This window comes from Streptomyces sp. AC555_RSS877 (assembly GCF_019049245.1).
Lineage (GTDB): Bacteria > Actinomycetota > Actinomycetes > Streptomycetales > Streptomycetaceae > Streptomyces.
Genome location: NZ_JAGMUK010000039.1, coordinates 48,758 through 65,262 on the forward strand (window position 1 = coordinate 48,758; position 16,505 = coordinate 65,262).

A 16,505-nucleotide genomic window follows, 5' to 3' on the forward strand; every position below is an offset into this window, starting at 1 on the left:
TCATGCCGTGTTGGTGAAGAGGACGTCGCCGCTGTGCCCGGCGGTTGCAGAGATCAGTAGGGTGCGGCACATGACACGTTCCGGAGCCGAGCTACGGCGCACGCTGGGGGTGAAAGACGCGGTGGTCATCGGGCTGGGCTCGATGATCGGCGCCGGCATCTTCGCCGCCCTGGGGCCCGCGGCGCACGCGGCCGGGTCCGGTCTGATGCTCGGGTTGGCGGTCGCCGCCGTGGTCGCCTACTGCAATGCCACCTCCTCGGCTCGCTTGGCGGCCCTGTATCCGGCCTCCGGCGGCACGTACGTGTACGGGCGCGAGCGACTGGGACCGTTCTGGGGATATCTCGCGGGCTGGTCGTTCGTGGTCGGGAAGACGGCTTCCTGTGCGGCGATGGCGCTCACGGTGGGGACGTACGTCTGGCCGGGGCAGGCGCACGCCGTGGCGGTCGCGGCCGTGGTGGCGCTGACCGCGGTGAACTACGGCGGGGTCCAGAAGTCGGCCTGGCTGACGCGGGCGATCGTGGCAGTGGTGCTGGCGGTCCTCGCTTGTGTGGTGGTCGTGTGTCTGGGATCCGGGTCGTCCGATGCCGGGCGGCTGGACGTCGGGGCGTCGGGCGGGGTGGGCGGCGTGCTTCAGGCGGCCGGTCTGCTGTTCTTCGCGTTCGCCGGGTACGCGCGGATCGCGACCCTCGGCGAGGAGGTGCGGGATCCGGCGCGCACGATCCCCCGCGCGATCCCGCTGGCCCTGGGCATCACGCTGGTGGTGTACGCGTGTGTGGCGGTGGCGGTCCTTTCCGTGCTGGGGGCGGACGGTCTCGGGCGCGCGGCCGCGCCACTGGCCGAAGCGGTACGGGAGGCCGGGGTGCCGGGGCTGGTGCCGGTGGTGCGGGCGGGCGCCGCCGTGGCCGCGCTGGGTTCGCTGCTCGCTCTGATCCTGGGTGTCTCACGGACCACGCTGGCCATGGCACGGGACCGGCATCTGCCCGGCGCGCTGGCCGCCGTGCATCCGCGCTTCCAGGTGCCGCACCGGGCCGAACTGGCCGTGGGCGCGGTGGTCGCCGTCCTGGCCGCCACGGTGGACGTGCGGGGCGCGATCGGGTTCTCCTCCTTCGGTGTGCTGGCGTACTACGCGGTGGCCAACGCGTCGGCTTGGACCCTGGGTTCGGCTCCGATGGCGCGAGTGGTGCCGTCGGTGGGGTTGCTCGGGTGCGTGGTGCTGGCGTTCGCGCTGCCGGGGATGTCGGTAGTGGTGGGGGCGGGTGTGCTGGCGGTGGGGGCGGTCGCGTACGGCGTACGGCGGCTGGTGGCTGGTCGCGGGCAGTAGCGGCCGAAGGGGGAGTGTGTGACGGCACTCGCGGTCGCCCACCCGTGTCGGCAACCGGGCGCTCTCGGCCATGGGTTCATCATGCGATGCCGCCCTGACAATCGGGCGGGGCTGTGGACAACCGTCGGCCTGTGGAAAACCCACCCCCGCCGCGGAGACCGCGTGGAAGCCCGGCCGCGGAAGCCGGCCGTGGAGCACCAGCGGTCAGGTGGGCGTCGTGATGTGGCGGCCGGCGAAGTGAGGGACCCCCGGTCCCGCCCGTCAGCGGGTCGCGAACGGCTGGTCGGTCGGCACGATTTCGCGGCCCAGCGGGAACAGCGAGACCGGGATCAGCTTGAAGTTGGCGATGCCGAACGGAATACCGATGATCGTGACGCACAGAGCTATGCCGGTGACGATGTGGCCGATGGCCAGCCACCAGCCGGCGAGGATCAGCCAGAGCACGTTGACGAGGAAGGAGGGGGCACCCGCGTCGCGGCGCTCGACCGTGGTGTAGCCGAAGGGCCAGAGGGCGTAGACGCCGATGCGGAAGGCCGCTAGGCCGAACGGGATGCCGATGATGGTGATGCACAGGAGCAGGCCCGCTGCCACGTAGGCGAGGAACAGCCAGAAGCCGCTCAGGACGAGCCATATGACGTTCAGGATGGTTTTCACTGGGGGCGACCTGCCATCTTCTCGAGCCGGGCGATGCGTTCTGCCATCGGCGGGTGTGTCGAGAACATCTTGGAGAGTCCCTGGCCCGGGCGGAAGGGATTCGCGATCATCATGTGGCTCGCGGTCTCGATGCGGGGCTCAGGGGGCAAGGGGAGCTGTTTGGTGCCCAGTTCGAGCTTGCGCAGGGCACTGGCGAGGGCGAGGGGATCACCGGTGAGCTGGGCGCCGGACGCGTCGGCCTCGTACTCCCGGGAACGGCTGATGGCCAGTTGGATGAGACTGGCCGCGAGCGGGCCCAGGATCATGATCAGCAGCATGCCGAGGAGGCCGGGGCCGTCGTCGTCGTTGGAGCGGCCGATCGGGATCAGCCAGGCGAAGTTGACCAGGAACATGATCACGGAGGCGAGGGCGCCGGCGACCGAGGAGATCAGGATGTCGCGGTTGTAGACATGGCTGAGTTCGTGGCCGATGACGCCACGCAGCTCGCGCTCGTCCAGGATGCTCAGGATGCCCTCCGTGCAGCACACGGCGGCGTTGCGCGGGTTGCGGCCTGTCGCGAAGGCGTTGGGCGCCTCCGTCGGGGAGATGTACAGGCGGGGCATGGGCTGGCGGGCCTGGGTGGAGAGGTCGCGGACCATGCGGTAGAGGCCGGGGGCCTCGAACTCGCTGACCGGGCGGGCGCGCATCGCGCGTAGAGCCAGCTTGTCGCTGTTCCAGTACGCGTAAGCGTTGGTCCCCAGGGCGATCACGACCGCTACGACGAGCCCCATTCGGCCGAAGAAGCTGCCGATGACGATGATGAGTGCGGACAGCCCCCCGAGGAGTACTGCGGTCCTGAGCCCGTTGTGCCGGCGGTGCACGGTACGCCCTCCAAGTCGTGCAGCAGGGGAACCCTTTGCTTGCTGATCTCAGTCACTGAGCTTTGCTCAATGCCTCCGAAGCCACTGGTGCCGTGGTGTCACGTCCAGTGGACCCTCCCGTTCTGGTCAACGCCAGGCGGGGGTCTCTAGTTCCCTTGTGCGTACAGGGGCATGCGTGGGCCGTCCGGGTGAGGGCAGCGGTACGCGCTCAGAAGAGGCCGGTGTCGGTGAAGCGCAGGACCAGCTGGGGTGCTCCGGAGAGGACGATGCCGAGGACGCCGGTGAGGGCGATCGCGGCGGTGAGGGGGGCCGGGACGCGGTGCTCGGCGACTTCGCCCTCGGGGGCGCGGAACAGGAGGGCCGTCCACTGGAGGTAGTAGAACAGCGCGATCACGACGTTGACGGCCATCACCACGGCGAGCCAGCCGAGGCCCGCGTCGACGGCCGCGGAGAACACGGTGACCTTCGCGAAGAGGCCGATGATGCCCGGCGGCAGTCCGGCGAGGCAGAGCAGGAAGAAGGCCAGGAGGAGGGCGGCGAGGGGGTTCGACGCGTACAGGCCCCGGTAGTCGGAGACCCGGTTGAGCACCTTCGTACGGCCGACCAGTGCGGCCACCGCGAAGGCACCCAGGTTCACGGCGGCGTACATGAGGGCGTACGCGACCGTGGAGCCGATGGACCGCTCGGCGTCGTCGGAGTACGCGGCGGCGGCGATCGGGACGAGGAGGTAGCCGGCCTGGCCGACGGACGACCAGGCGAGCAGTCGTACGGCGCTGTACGCGCGCGTGGCCTGCTGGCGCAGGGCGCCGACGTTGCCGACGGTCATGGTGAGGGCGGCCAGGGCGGCGAGTGCCGGGCCCCAGACGTCGGCGTACGACGGGAGGGCCACGACGGTGATGAGGATGAGGCCGGAGAAGCCGACCGCCTTGCCGACGACCGACAGGTAGGCGGCGATCGGGAGGGGTGCGCCCACGTAGGTGTCCGGCACCCAGAAGTGGAAGGGGACGGCGGCCGTCTTGAAGGCGAAGCCGATGAGGGTGAGGACGACGCCGGTCTGGGTGAGGGTGTGGAGCTGTCCGTCGACGTGCTGGATGCGGTCGGCGATCTGGGTGAGGTAGAGGGTGCCGGTGGACGCGTACACGAAGCTGATGCCCATGAGGCTGACCGCGGTCGCGGTGACCGAGGACAGGAAGAACTTCAGGGCGGCTTCGGAGGACTTCCTGTCACCCTGCCTGAGGCCTACGAGGGCGAAGGCGGGCAGGGAGGCGACCTCCAGGGCGACGATCAGGGTCGCGAAGTCGCGGGAGGCGGGCAGGAGGGCGGCGCCGGCCGCGGAGGACAGCAGGAGGAACCAGTACTCCCCTTCGGGGAGTCCCTTGTCGGCGTCCTTGAGGGCGGTGACCGACAGGAGGGCCGCGAGGAGGGCGCCGCCGAGGACCAGGAGCTGGAGGACGAGGGTGAAGCGGTCGGCTGTGTAGCTGCACACGTCGGGGGCGCCGGTCAGGCAGAAGGTGCTGCGGTCGCCGTCGAGGAGGGGCAGCAGCATGAGCGTCGAGACGGCGAGGCCCGCGACCGATCCCCAGCCGAGCAGCGCCTTCTTCTTTTCGCCGACGAACAGGTCGGCGACGAGGACGACGAGTCCGACGACCGCCGTGATGGTGGGCGGCGCGATGGCGAGCCAGTCGACGGACTGAACGAGGTTCGCGGCCAGCGGCTGGGCCAGGGAGCTCATCGGGTGCCTCCTGCGAGGAGCTGCTGCACGGCCGGGTCGGTCAGGCCGAGGAGGGCCTTCGGCCAGAGTCCGGCGACGACGGTGAGGACGACGAGCGGGGTCCAGGCCGCGAGTTCGTAGGCGCTGACGTCGGCGAGCTTCGGGGCTTCCTGCCGTACCGCGCCCATGCAGACGCGGCGGACCACGATCAGCATGTACGCGGCCGTCAGCAGCGTGCCGAACGCGGCGATCGCCATGAAGGTGAGGAAGGCGGGGCGGCTGAGGCCCTCGGCGGGGTCGAACGCGCCGAACAGCGCCAGCATCTCGCCCCAGAATCCGGCGAGGCCTGGCAGGCCCAGCGAGGCGACGGCGGCGAAGGCGAGCAGGCCGCCGAGGCGGGGAGCCTTGCCGTAGAGCGCGGCGCCGGTCTCCTCTGCGAGGGTGTCGAGGTCGGAGGTACCGGTGCGGTCCTTCAGCGCGCCGACCAGGAAGAAGAGGAGGCCGGTGATGAGGCCGTGGGCGATGTTGGCGAACAGGGCGCCGTTCACGCCGGTCGGGGTCATGGTGGAGATGCCGAGCAGGACGAAGCCCATGTGGCCGACGGACGAGTAGGCGATGAGCCGCTTGAGGTCGCCCTTCGCGCCCTGTCTGGCCAGGGCCAGACAGGCCAGGGATCCGTAGATGATGCCGACGACGGCGAAGGCGGCGAGGTAGGGCGCGAAGGTGCGGAAGCCGTCCGGCGTGATCGGCAGCAGGATACGGACGAATCCGTACGTACCCATCTTCAGCAGCACGCCGGCCAGCAGGACCGAGCCGACGGTCGGGGCGGACGTGTGGGCGTCGGGCAGCCAGCTGTGCAGCGGCCACATCGGCGTCTTGACCGCGAGCCCGATCCCGATCGCCAGAACCGTGATGACCTGCACGGATGTGGTCAGCGACCGGCCGTTGTCAGTGGCGAGTGCCACCATGTCGAATGTGCCCGCCTTGATTCCGATCAGGAGCAGGCCGAGCAGCATGACCACGGAACCGAGCAGCGTGAAGAGGATGAACTTCCAGGCCGCTTGGGTCCGTTGCTCACCGCCCCAGCGGGCGATGAGGAAGTACATCGGGATGAGGACCATCTCGAAGGCGAGGAAGAAGAGGAGCAGGTCGAGGACGGCGAAGGTCGCGAGGGTGCCGGACTCCAGGACGAGCAGGAGTGCGACGAAGGCCTTCGGGGTCGGGCCCGCGGGCATCTTGAAGTAGGAGTAGAGCGCGCAGAGGAAGGTCAGCAGCGCGGTCAGGACCAGAAGGGGGAGGGAAATGCCGTCCGTGCCGAGGTGGATCCGCACGTCGAGTGCGGGGATCCAGCTGATGTCCGTCGTGGCCTGCATCTTCGACGGGTGGTCGTGGTCGAAGCCGAGCGCGAGGACGATCGCCGCGATGAGGACCGTGCCGGTCACGGTCACACCGTGCCGGAGCACGGCCTGCTCGGGTGACTTCCCCTTCAGTCCGGGCGGGGCCGGCAGCAGAGCGGCGGCGGCGCCGAGAAGCGGGCCGACCACGATGAATGCCAGAAGGACCTGCATCACGGACTCGTTGATATCGATCACGCCTGCTCACGCTCCCGTGGCGACGAGGACTGCGGCGACCACCAGGACGACGGTGCCGGCGAGCAGCGCGCTCACATAGGTCTGCAGATTGCCGGTCTGGGCCCGCCGGACGGCGGCTCCCAGCAGGCGGGGCAGCGCACCCGCGCCGCGTACGTAAGTGTCGACGACCTCACGGTCGAGGAACCGGACGAGGGTGGCTCCGGCCTGGACCGGACGGACGAAGAGGGTCGCGTACACGGCGTCGAGGTGGAAGCCGACGGCTGCGTGGCGGTGCAGTGGGCCGAGCAGGAGACGTCCCGGGTCCGCAGGGTCGGGGGCGTAGGCCACGTCTCCGTAGACCGGCTTGTGGCTGGCGATGGCCTCGGCCTCGACCTGTCCGGCGTCGCCCCCGGGGTGGGCCGCGACCGCACCCAGCGGGACGCGGGACGCCAGCCCGGTGGTGTGCCGCCAGGCCGCGTAGGTGACGAGGCCGCCGACCAGGGCCACGCTCGTGCCGAGGACGGAGGTGGTCGGGGTCGGGGTCAGGTCACGGCCGTCGAACCAGTCGGGCAGCACGCGGTAGGCGAGTGTGCCGACGGCGAGGGACGGCACGGCGAGCACCCACAGCACCACGGTCATGGTGAGGGGCTGCCTGCCGTGGTCGGGGGCCTCGGCGCCCCGGCCGCGGAAGGCCAGCAGCCACAGGCGGGTCGCGTAGGCGGCGGTGAGCAGGGCCGTGAACAGTCCGGCGACGAGGACGGTCCAGCCCGCGGCGCCGGGGGCGTGCTCGGTGTGGCCGGTGGCGACGTGTTCGGCGGCGCCGAGGACGGACTCCTTGGAGAAGAAGCCGCTGAAAGGCGGGATCGCGGCGAGCGCGAGGAGCGCCACGGTCATCGTCCAGTACGCGTCGGGGATGCGGTCGCGCAGGTTGCTCATGCGGGACATGGCGGCCAGCGAGTTGGTGCCGGCGGCGTGGATGATCACGCCCGCCGCGAGGAACAGCAGCGCCTTGAAGGCGCCGTGCGTGAGGAGGTGGAAGACGGCGGCTCCGCGGTCGCCGACGGCGAGGGCGCCGGTCATGTAGCCGAGCTGGCCGATCGTCGAGTAGGCGAGGACCCGCTTGATGTCGTCCTGGGCGAGCGCGGCGAGCGCCGAGCCGGCCATGGTGACGGCGGCCATGACGGCGAGGACGACCATCGCGGCCTGGGAGGCCTCGAAGACCGGGAGGAGACGGGCGACGAAGTAGACACCGGCGGCGACCATCGTCGCGGCGTGGATCAGCGCGGAGACGGGGGTCGGGCCCGCCATGGCGTCGGGGAGCCAGGTGTGCAGCGGGAACTGGGCCGACTTGCCTGCCACGCCGGCCAGGAGCAGCAGGGCGATCAGGGTCGGGTGGTCGAGTCCGCCGCTCGCGACGGCGCCGAGGACACGGGTGATGCGGAAGGACCCGGCGTCGATGGCCAGCGCGAACAGGCCGATCAGAAAGGGGACGTCGCCGAGTTTGGTGACCAGGAAGGCCTTGAGGGAGGCGGCACGGGCCTCCGAGGTCTCCCAGTAGTGGCCGACCAGGAAGTACGAGCAGATGCCCATGATCTCCCAGCCGACCAGCAGCACCATGAGGTCGCCGGAGTAGACGACGAGCAGCATCGCGGAGGTGAAGAGGGAGACGAGGGCGGCGTACGAGGGGTAGCGCGGGTCGTCGCGGAGGTAGCCCGTGGAGTAGATCTGCACGCAGGTGGCGACGAGGCCGACCAGGACGGCGACGAGGGCTGCGAAGCCGTCGATGTGCAGGGCGAGTTCGATCGGGACCGAGCCGGTGGGTGTGAGCTCGGTGGCGGCGTCGACGGCCTGGTCGCCGCCCTGGCGCACGGCGACCACCACCGCGAACGCGAGGGCGGCGAGCGTCGGCAGGACGGCGAGCGGGCGGACGAAGCCGGGGGCCGTGCGGCCCAGGAGCAGGCCGGCGGCGGCGCCCAGAAACGGAAGGAGGGGGACGAGGACGGCGAGGGTGGTCGTGGTCACGCGGTGGCCTCAGCCTTCCCGGCCCGGTCGGCCGGGCCGGCCGTGAGGGCGTCACTGTCGGAGCCGTCCGAACCGTCGGAGCCGTCGGCCGGGTGGCTCTCGTGGCCCTCGGCGGTGTCGCGGAGCTTGTCGATGTCCGCAGTGCCGCGGTTGCGGTGCACGGCGAGGACGATCGCCAGGCCGATGCCGATCTCGGCGGCGGCGATGGCGATGGTGAACAGGGTCAGGGCCTGGCCGGAGTGCAGGGTCTCCTCGGCGGTCCGGCTGAGCCAGACGTCGAAGGCGACGAGGTTGAGATTGACGGCGTTGAGCATCAGCTCGACCGACATCAGGACCAGGATCGCGTTGCGGCGGGCGAGTACGCCGTACAGGCCGGTGCAGAAGAGGAGGGCGGCGAGAACAGCGGGATAGGCGAGGTGCATCAGCCGGCCCCTTCCATGTCGCGCCGGGTGTCCCGGGCGCCGGGGACACCCGGGCCTGTCCCCGCCGCCTCCGCCTTGGTCTTGCGGGACAGGACGATCGCGCCGACCAGGGCGGCGAGGAGGAGGACGGAAAGGGCCTCGAAGGGGAGGACCCAGTTCTGGAAGAGGCTGGCACCGGTGGCCTCGGTGGAGCCCGCTGCCGGACCGTCCAGGTCGATCCAGGTGGTGCGGAAGGCGTCGACGACGACCCAGACCAGGGCGGCCGCGGCGGCGACGGCGACGGTGAGGGCGGCCCAGCGGTTGCCGGAGTCGGCGTCCGGGGAGCGGCCGATGGGGGCCCTGGTGAGCATCAGACCGAACAGGAGGAGGACGACGACGGAGCCGACATAGATGAGGACCTGCACCCAGGCGATGAACTCCGCGGTGAGCAGGAGGTACTCCACGGCGAGCCCGCCGAGGGTCACCACCAGCCACAGGGCGGCGTGCACCAGCTGCTTGGTGGTGACGGTGACCAGTGCGGCGCCGAACGTGACCAGGCCGACGAGGAGGAAGGCGATCTCGACGCCGGTCGGGGAGAGGAAGCCGTGGGTCTCGGTGGCGGCCGTGAGGGAACCGGCGGCTGCTGCGAGGGTCATGCGTCCCCCTCCTGCCGGGGCTGGTCCGTCTGCTGCTTCGACTCGCCCATCGGCCGGGTGGGCTGCTCGGCCGCGCGGGCCTGCTCGTCCGCGTGCGGCTCGCTGCGCGGCTCGGCCGTCTGCCGGGCCGCGAGCTTCTCCGCCGTCTTGCGGGCGGCGGCGATCTCCTTCGGCTCCTCCGCGGCGGGGTCGAGGGCGGGCGGGGCCGGGACGGTCCACATCCACTCGCGGAGCTTGTCGCGCTCGTGGGTGAGGTCGCGGATGTCGGTCTCGGCGTACTCGAACTCCGGGGACCAGAACAGGGCGTCGAAAGGACAGACCTCGATGCAGATACCGCAGTACATGCACAGGGAGAAGTCGATGGCGAAGCGGTCGAGGACGTTGCGGCTGCGCTCGCGGCCGCCGGGGGCCGCCGCCGGGACCGTCTCCTTGTGGGAGTCGATGTAGATGCACCAGTCCGGGCACTCGCGGGCGCACAGCATGCAGACCGTGCAGTTCTCCTCGAAGAGGCCGATGACGCCGCGGGTGCGGGGCGGGAGGTCGGGCTGGACGTCCGGGTACTGCTCGGTGACGGTCTTCTTCGTCATCGTGCGGAGGGTGACGGCCAGGCCCTTGGCGAGGCCGGAGCCGGGGATGCGGGGCCGGGTGGGCGGTACAGAGGCAGCCATGGTTACTGGATCACCACCTTGACGATGCCGGTGAGGGCGATCTGGGCGAGGGAGAGGGGGACGAGAAGGGTCCAGGAGAGTTTTTGGAGCTGGTCCTCGCGCAGGCGGGGATAGGTGACGCGGAGCCAGATGACGACGAAGGCCAGCACGGCCGCCTTCAGGAGGGTCCAGACCCAGCCGAGGCCGTCGGCGCCCCAGGGGCCGTGCCAGCCGCCCAGGAAGAGGACGGTGGTCAGACCGCACAGGACGACGATTCCGGCGTACTCGGCGAGGAGGAACAGCGCGAAGCGGAGGCCCGTGTACTCGGTGTAGGCGCCGAAGATGATCTCCGAGTCGGCGACCGGCATGTCGAAGGGCGGGCGCTGGAGCTCGGCGAGGCCGGCCACGAAGAAGACGATCGCGCCGACGATCTGCCAGGGCAGCCACCACCACTCGAAGGCGTCGAGGATGCCGGGGAGCGAGACCGTGCCGGCCGCCATCGCCACCGAGGCGGCGGTGAGCAGCATCGGGAGTTCGTAGGCGAGGAGTTGGGCGGCGGTGCGCAGGCCGCCGAGGAGGGAGAACTTGTTGGCGGAGGCCCAGCCGGCCATGAGCGAGCCGAGGACTCCTACGCCCATGACGGCGAGGACGAAGAAGACGCCCGCGTCGATGACCTCGCCGACGGCGCCCTCGCCGGGGCCGATGGGGATGGCGAGGAGGACCAGGAGGTACGGGAGGAGAGCCACGGCGGGGGCGAGTTGGAAGATACGGCGGTCCGCGCCCGCGGGTACGACGTCTTCCTTCTGCGCGAACTTCACTCCGTCGGCGACGAGTTGGGCCCAGCCATGGAAGCCGCCGGCGTACATCGGGCCGAGGCGGCCCTGCATGTGGGCCATGACCTTGTGCTCCGTCTGGCCCACGATCAGGGGGAAGGTGAGGAAGACGACAAAGACGATCAGGAGTCGCAGGGCGACGTCGAGAGCGTCGTTCACTGCGGGCCTCCTGCGGGGGCTTCGGGGTCTTCGGGATCTTCGAGGGCTTCGGAGTTATCGGGCTTGAGGTCGGGCTGTGTGCCGGGCTGCTTCAGGTCGGGCTTCGGGGCGCGCTCGGGGGTGGGTACCTGCTCGGTCTCGGCCCCCGGTTGGGCCCCGGGTTCGGCTTCGGGACCGGGATCGGCTTCGGATGCCTGAGCGGGCTCGGGCTCGGCGGTGGGCTCGGGCTCAGCGCCTCGATCGGGCTTCGGTTCGTCGAAGGCCGGGCGGGCGTGGTGCCAGGGGGCATCCGGGCTGCGCGGGGCGGTGGGGGCCTTCGCCGGCGTGCCTTCGGCTTCGCCGGCCGACGCTGCCGTGCCTGGCGTTGCCGCTCGCTGGCTCGCCGACCCGTCCGAGGCGGTGCGCGCCCGACGCCGGGCAACCGGCGCCTCGGGGGCCGGGGCGCCGGTGGCTTGGTCCTCGGGTGCCGGGGCATCCGTGGCCGGGGCGTCCGATGTCGGCCCATCCGTGGCCTGGGGCGTCTCGGTCTGGCTCGCGGAACCCTGCGCCGCCGTGCGGCTGCGCCTCGGCTCAGCGGGAGTGCCCGCAGACTCGGGTGCCTCCGCCTGACCGGCCGCAGCCTCCGCCGGAGACGCAGACGTCTGACTCGCCGAACCCTCCGCCGCCGTGCGAGAACGCCTCGGCTCAGCCGCCGCGCCCGCAGACGCCGCCGACGCCTCCGTCTGACCCGCCGGGTACGCCACGGCCTCCGCCGGAGACGCCGCGGGCTGCCCCGTCGCCCCCTCGGCCGGGGACGCCGTCGGCCCGCCCGCCGCCCCCTGCTCCGAAGTCACCGCCGTCTGGCTTGCCGAACCCTCCGCCGCCGTACGCGCGCGGCGTACGGGTCGGTCGGGCCGGTCGGCTGCTGCTCGCGTCGGGCGTTCGCCGGCCGTCCGTGTTGGGCGTTCGCCCGTCGCGGCGCGGCCGGCGCCGCGGGTGGGGCGGGCGGGGGCCGGGGGGAGTTGGCCTTTCAGGGGGCCCCATTCGTTGGGGTCGGGGACGCCTGGGGGGAGCATCTGGCGGCGTTTGGGGCCGCCGTGTTCGGACTCGCCGGGTTCCTTGGCTCCGGGCCAGGCCTTGGCGACGCGGGCCGCGAGGACGAAGTCCTTGCGGAGGGGGTGGCCTTCGAAGGCCTCGGGGAGCAGGAGGTGGTCCAGGGAGGGGTGGCCTTCGAAGGCGATGCCGAACATCTCGTGGGTCTCGCGCTCGTGCCAGGCCGCCCCCGCGTAGACGTCGACGGCGGTCGGCAGGGCGGGGGCCTCGTGCGGGACGGTCGTACGGACGAGGAGCCGGCGTACCGGGGAGAGGGCGACGACGTGGGCGCAGACGCGGAAGCCGGTGCCCGGTTCGTCGACCGCGCTGAGCCAGTCGAAGTAGGTGCAGCCGAGGCGGTCGCGGGCGGCTTCCAGGGCCGGGATCCAGGAGGCCGGCGGCACGTCCACCGTCAGGACTTCGTACGACTCCTCCGCGGTGGCCTCCGCGCCGAACAGTTCCTCGGCGGGGGCGGGCAGCCAGCCGACCTCGGTCATCGTTCCTCCCCCGAGGCCGGGGCCGAGGGGGCCGGGTCCGGCGGCCGGACGAGCCCGCTCTGGAGTGCCGCGGCCGACGGACGGGCCGTCCCGTACCGCTCCGCGAGGGATTCCCGGGCGATCTTCTCCTGGAGTTTGAGGATGCCCTGGAGCAGCGCCTCGGGCCGGGGCGGGCAGCCGGGGACGTAGACGTCGACCGGGATGATCTGGTCGACGCCCTTGGTGACGGAGTAGGAGTCCCAGTACGGGCCGCCGCAGTTGGAGCAGGCGCCGAAGGAGATGACGTACTTCGGCTCGGGCATCTGCTCGTAGAGGCGTTTCACGGCCGGCGCCATCTTGTCCGTGACCGTGCCGGAGACGACCATCAGGTCGGCCTGGCGTGGGCCGGGCGCGAAGGGGATCACGCCGAGGCGGATGAAGTCGTGGCGGGCCATCGACGCGGCGATGAACTCGATCGCGCAGCAGGCGAGGCCGAAGTTGAAGACCCAGAGCGAGTAGCGGCGGCCCCAGTTCAGGATCACCTTCATCGGCTCGGGTGCGAGGCGCGCGAGGGCGCCGAGGCGCTGCGGCTCGGGGAGCAGCACAGGCTGGGAAGGAGTCGGGGTCACGTCCATGTCAGGACGCCCTTCTTGTACGCGTACAGCAGACCCACGGCCAGGAAGCCGAGGAAGATGAACATCTCCACGAGGGTGGTCGCGCCGTAGCCGGGAGCGGCGAAGACCGTGGCCCAGGGGAAGAGGAAGATCGAGTCGACGGCGAAGATGACGTACAGGAACGCGTAGACGTAGTAGCGGACCTGGGTGTGGGCCCAGCCCTCGCCGACGGGGTCGACGCCGCACTCGTACGTCAGGAGCTTCTCGGGGGTGGGGACCACGGGTCGCAGCAGGCGCCCGGCTCCGAAGGCGACGGCCACGAACAGCACGCCGACGGCGGCGAGCAGCCCGACGACCGAGTACGACTGGAAATACTCCGCCGCGATGACGACGGTCGGTTCCGGCACGTCAGCCCCTCGCTCTCTGACCTTGGACCCTGGACTCTTGCCTACGGACTCTGAACTGCGGAATCCGGACTACGACTGTGTTGGACGATCTGTACGCACGGGAGTCTAGGCCCTGCTAAAGAGAGCGTAAGCAGCCCGTCACGCCTTGGCGGAAACCACAGGTCGTCGGGGTGGGGTTATCCCCAGGGGATCGGGGCGGCCCGCCTCATGGCGCGGCGGCCCGCAGCGCGGCACGCTAACCCATATGACCGAACGTGTCCCGTCCTCGAGACCCAGCCAAGAGGCAGGCAGCGACCGCCTGCCGCCTGTCCGTTTCGCCTTCGACCGGCACACCTGGAAGGAGATCGCGCACCTCCTGGCGAACCTTCCGGTGGCACTGCTCGGATTCACCTACGTCATGACGGTGCTCCTCACCGGCTTCTGGCTGACCGTCACGGTGATCGGCTTCCCGTTGCTCGCGGCCGGCCTGATGGGTGCCCGGCAGCTGGGCAAGCTGGAGCGGGCGCGGGCCAGGGTGCTGCTCGGCGTGCGGATCGACGAGCCGAGCCCCCTTCCCCTGCGCAGCCGCAACAGCGGTTTCCTCGCACAGTTGTGGATGGGGATCAAGGACCCGGTCGGCTGGCGGACGGTGCTGTACGAGTTCGTCCGGCTGCCCTGGGGTGTCTTCACCTTCACCCTCACGCTGACCTCGTTGTTCGTGCTGTGGCCGGTGCTGCCGTTCATCGCGCGGGGTCTGACCAACGTGGACCGGGCGATGGTGCGCGGCCTGCTGTCGCCGTCCGACGAACTGGAGCGGCGGATCGCCGAGCTGGAGTCGGACCGGGGGGTCGTGGTCGACACGGCCGCCGCCGATCTGCGGCGGATCGAGCGCGATCTGCACGACGGGGCGCAGGCCCGGCTGGTCAACCTGGCCATGGGACTCGGCCTGGCCAAGGAGAAGCTGCTGGAGGACCCCGACACGGCGGCGGCGATGGTCGCGGAGGCGCACGGCGAGGTCAAGCTCGCGTTGCAGGAGCTGCGGGATCTGGCCCGGGGCATCCATCCCGCCGTACTGACGGACCGCGGCCTGGACGCCGCCCTGTCCTCGGTCGCCTCGCGCTGCACGGTGCCGGTGAAGGTGACGGCCGACCTGCCCGCCAGACCGGCCGCGGCCATCGAGGGCATCGCCTACTTCACCGTCTCGGAGCTGCTGCAGAACATCAGCAAGCACAGTGGGGCGAGGACCGCGTCCGTCGACGTGTGGCAGGCCGACGACCGGCTGCTGATCCAGGTGTGGGACGACGGCCACGGCGGCGCACGCCTCGACGGTGGTACCGGCATGCGCGGCCTCGCCGACCGGCTGGGCGCCGTCGACGGGCTGTTCGTCATCGACTCGCCGCCGGGCGGGCCGACCGTGGTCACCGCGGAGCTGCCGTGGCGGGACCGCTCACTCGACGCGAGGGAGCACTCGGGGGCCCGGGAGCCCAGGAGGTAGGGCACGGGGAGACAGGGCCGGGAGATGGGGCCCGGGAGGTAGGGAAAACCCCCCGTCCTGGACGCCGACTGACTCCATGGTCCGCGGACCTGCTGCCGAGCAGGGTGGAGGTACGACACGACGTACGACCGGACAGTCACGGAACGAGGGAGAAGGACGACGCCGATGGCCACCGACTCGGACTACGGACAGGGCTTCGGCCACGACAGCGGGCTCGGGTTCGCGGAAAGCACCCGGAAGCATCGGCTGCCCGCCGCGCTGCGGGCGCCGTTCGAGGCGCGCAGCTGGCGCGAGCTCGGCTATGTGCTGGTGGGCCTGCCGATCGGCGTGGTGCTGTTCACGTACGCCGTCACGATGGTCTCCGTCGGAGCGGGCCTGCTCGTGACGTTCCTCGGGATCCCGGTGCTGGCGGCGGGCCTGGCCGGGTGCCGGGGCTTCGGCGCGCTGGAGCGGGTCCGGGCACGCGGGCTGCTGGGCCTCGAGGTAAGCGACCCGGAGCCGCTGCGGATGCGGAAGCGGGGTGTGATGGCCTGGATGGGGGCCGTCCTCAAGAGCGGCACGTCCTGGCGCACCCTGCTGTACGCGCTCCTGTACCTGCCGTGGTCCGTGTTCTCGTTCGTCGTCGCGGTGAACTTCTGGGCGATCGGCTGGTCGCTGATGACGTACCCGCTGTGGTTCTGGCTCTTCCCGATGTACGGCGGGCAGGACGGGCTTCAGCTGTACGGCGACGAGAGCCACCACACCTATCTCGACAACCCCTTCGAGATCACCGTCACGGCACTGGTGGGGCTGTTGTTCACGCTGGCCACGCCGTGGATCGTGCGGGCGCTGACGATGGTGGACCGCGTGCTGGTGCACGGGCTGCTCGGGCCGACGCGGCTGTCGGCGCGGGTGGTGGAGCTGGAGTCGGACCGGGGGGTCGTCGTCGACACCGCCGCGGCTGACCTGCGGCGCATCGAGCGGGACCTGCACGACGGCGCGCAGGCGCGGCTGGTGGCGTTGGCCATGGATCTGGGGCTGGCGAAGGAGAAGCTCACCGAGGATCCGCAGGCGGCGGCGCGGATGGTGGACGACGCGCACGGCGAAGTGAAGACGGCGCTGCAGGAGCTGCGGGACCTGGCGCGCGGGATCCACCCGGCGGTGCTGACGGACCGGGGGCTGGACGCGGCGCTGTCGGCGGTGGCCTCGCGGTGCACCGTCCCGGTGCAGGTGGAGGTGGATCTGCCCGCGCGGCCGGCGGCGGCGATCGAGGGGATCGCGTACTTCACGGTGTCGGAGCTGCTGCAGAACATCAGCAAGCACGCGCGGGCCACGTGGGCGTCGGTGGACGTGTGGCGGGTGGAGAACCGGCTGATGCTGCAGGTCGTGGACGACGGGGTGGGCGGGGCAGACACCTCCGGCGGGTCGGGGCTGGCCGGGCTCGCGGAACGGCTGGACGCGGTGGACGGGATCCTGGTGGTGGACTCGCCGGTGGGCGGGCCCACCCGGGTCACCGCGGAGCTGCCCTGGCGGACGGAGCCGGCGATGCGGTGAGTTCCGCGACGGGGCGGAGGGGCCAAGCCGCAGCTTGGGCTGGGCCTGGCTGAGCGGTGGCGCCGGGCGGCGAGGGGGTTTCGCCCCCGCCGCCC

15 protein-coding genes are annotated in these 16,505 nt (G+C 71.3%); 3 read left to right on the forward strand and 12 right to left on the reverse strand.

Translation table 11 applies throughout. From position 1 onward, the window contains the following. Window positions 1-70 precede the first annotated feature (70 nt). Window positions 71-1,321 carry an APC family permease gene (locus KUM49_RS17205; protein WP_217237723.1) on the forward strand — a complete coding sequence of 417 codons (1,251 nt, stop codon included), beginning with the start codon at window positions 71-73 and terminating at the stop codon, window positions 1,319-1,321. A gap of 261 nt (window positions 1,322-1,582) precedes the next feature. On the opposite strand, the gene KUM49_RS17210 is transcribed toward KUM49_RS17205, so the two are convergent. From KUM49_RS17210 to KUM49_RS17265, 12 genes are all read right to left on the reverse strand, one after another. Continuing rightward, entirely contained in the window at window positions 1,583-1,975 is a 393-nt protein-coding gene (locus KUM49_RS17210; RefSeq protein ID WP_217237724.1) for a YccF domain-containing protein, read from the reverse strand. Further along, a complete protein-coding gene (htpX, locus tag KUM49_RS17215; protein WP_217237725.1) occupies window positions 1,972-2,835 on the reverse strand; it encodes a zinc metalloprotease HtpX in 864 nt (287 codons plus the stop codon). Before htpX ends, KUM49_RS17210 begins: the two co-directional genes overlap by 4 nt. Before the next feature lie 208 nt (window positions 2,836-3,043). After that, window positions 3,044-4,567: an NADH-quinone oxidoreductase subunit N gene (locus tag KUM49_RS17220; protein WP_217237726.1), complete on the reverse strand. Its 1,524-nt coding sequence runs from the start codon at window positions 4,565-4,567 to the stop codon at window positions 3,044-3,046. Continuing rightward, window positions 4,564-6,138, reverse strand: a complete 1,575-nt coding sequence (locus KUM49_RS17225; RefSeq protein WP_217237727.1) for a NuoM family protein — start codon at window positions 6,136-6,138, stop codon at window positions 4,564-4,566. Before KUM49_RS17225 ends, KUM49_RS17220 begins: the two co-directional genes overlap by 4 nt. A 6-nt stretch (window positions 6,139-6,144) precedes the next feature. Next, complete coding sequence (locus tag KUM49_RS17230) at window positions 6,145-8,139, reverse strand: NADH-quinone oxidoreductase subunit L (RefSeq protein WP_217237728.1); 1,995 nt, start codon at window positions 8,137-8,139, stop codon at window positions 6,145-6,147. Then, window positions 8,136-8,561: an NADH-quinone oxidoreductase subunit NuoK gene (gene nuoK, locus KUM49_RS17235; protein ID WP_217237729.1), complete on the reverse strand. Its 426-nt coding sequence runs from the start codon at window positions 8,559-8,561 to the stop codon at window positions 8,136-8,138. The genes KUM49_RS17230 and nuoK overlap by 4 nt, the downstream gene beginning before the upstream one ends. After that, the gene (locus KUM49_RS17240) at window positions 8,561-9,196 is read right to left on the reverse strand and encodes an NADH-quinone oxidoreductase subunit J (RefSeq protein ID WP_217237730.1); all 636 of its coding nucleotides are present in this window, start codon (window positions 9,194-9,196) and stop codon (window positions 8,561-8,563) included. The genes nuoK and KUM49_RS17240 overlap by 1 nt, the downstream gene beginning before the upstream one ends. Then, window positions 9,193-9,864 carry an NADH-quinone oxidoreductase subunit I gene (locus KUM49_RS17245; RefSeq protein WP_217237731.1) on the reverse strand — a complete coding sequence of 224 codons (672 nt, stop codon included), beginning with the start codon at window positions 9,862-9,864 and terminating at the stop codon, window positions 9,193-9,195. The genes KUM49_RS17240 and KUM49_RS17245 overlap by 4 nt, the downstream gene beginning before the upstream one ends. Window positions 9,865-9,866: 2 nt before the next feature. Then, the gene (locus KUM49_RS17250; RefSeq protein WP_217237732.1) at window positions 9,867-10,835 is read right to left on the reverse strand and encodes a complex I subunit 1 family protein; all 969 of its coding nucleotides are present in this window, start codon (window positions 10,833-10,835) and stop codon (window positions 9,867-9,869) included. Then, entirely contained in the window at window positions 10,832-12,403 is a 1,572-nt protein-coding gene (locus KUM49_RS17255) for an NADH-quinone oxidoreductase subunit C (protein ID WP_217237733.1), read from the reverse strand. The genes KUM49_RS17250 and KUM49_RS17255 overlap by 4 nt, the downstream gene beginning before the upstream one ends. After that, entirely contained in the window at window positions 12,400-13,017 is a 618-nt protein-coding gene (locus tag KUM49_RS17260; protein ID WP_217237734.1) for an NADH-quinone oxidoreductase subunit B, read from the reverse strand. Before KUM49_RS17260 ends, KUM49_RS17255 begins: the two co-directional genes overlap by 4 nt. Next, window positions 13,008-13,403, reverse strand: coding sequence for an NADH-quinone oxidoreductase subunit A (locus KUM49_RS17265; protein ID WP_217237735.1), 396 nt, complete (start codon window positions 13,401-13,403; stop codon window positions 13,008-13,010). Before KUM49_RS17265 ends, KUM49_RS17260 begins: the two co-directional genes overlap by 10 nt. Before the next feature lie 244 nt (window positions 13,404-13,647). Here KUM49_RS17265 and KUM49_RS17270 point away from each other — a divergent pair, with 244 nt between their 5' ends. Both KUM49_RS17270 and KUM49_RS17275 read left to right on the forward strand, forming a co-directional pair. Then, window positions 13,648-14,877 carry a sensor domain-containing protein gene (locus KUM49_RS17270; RefSeq protein WP_217237736.1) on the forward strand — a complete coding sequence of 410 codons (1,230 nt, stop codon included), beginning with the start codon at window positions 13,648-13,650 and terminating at the stop codon, window positions 14,875-14,877. Window positions 14,878-15,042: 165 nt separating this feature from the next. After that, window positions 15,043-16,410: a sensor histidine kinase gene (locus KUM49_RS17275; RefSeq protein ID WP_217237737.1), complete on the forward strand. Its 1,368-nt coding sequence runs from the start codon at window positions 15,043-15,045 to the stop codon at window positions 16,408-16,410. The last annotated feature ends 95 nt before the right edge of the window (window positions 16,411-16,505 follow it).